The 436-nt window shown below is 54.8% G+C and carries 1 protein-coding gene; it reads left to right on the plus strand.

The window, feature by feature from the left end; all coding sequences use genetic code 11:
- Positions 1-11: 11 nt before the first annotated feature.
- On the plus strand, positions 12-436 hold a 425-nt coding region (gene phnD / locus MUU51_RS00055; RefSeq protein ID WP_258966843.1), incomplete at its 3' end, for a phosphate/phosphite/phosphonate ABC transporter substrate-binding protein.

The raw sequence follows: 436 nt of genomic DNA on the forward strand, positions 1-436 counted from the left end.
GAGATGTCCCGATGAAACGCTTATCCGCTCTCTTATTGACCTGTTTGCTGTCCGCTGTTTCAAGTCTGTCCGCCGTAGCGGCCGATGCCGATCCGGATGTGCTAAAGGTTGCGCTGCTGCCGGACGAAAACGCCTCGGAGTTGATCAAGCGAAACCAGCCGCTGAAGGATTATCTGGAAGAGCATCTGGACAAGAAGGTGCAGCTGATCGTAACCACCGACTATTCCTCGATGATTGAGGCGATGCGCTTTGGCCGTATCGACCTGGCGTATTTCGGTCCGCTGTCCTACGTCATGGCCAAAAGCAAAAGCGACATCGAGCCCTTCGCTGCCATGGTCATCGACGGCAAGCCGACCTATCGCTCAGTGATTATCGCCAATGTGGCGTCAGGCGTGAATGAGTATGCCGACCTTAAGGGCAAGAAGATGGCCTATGG

This window comes from Scandinavium manionii, assembly GCF_024764775.1.
GTDB lineage: Bacteria > Pseudomonadota > Gammaproteobacteria > Enterobacterales > Enterobacteriaceae > Scandinavium > Scandinavium manionii.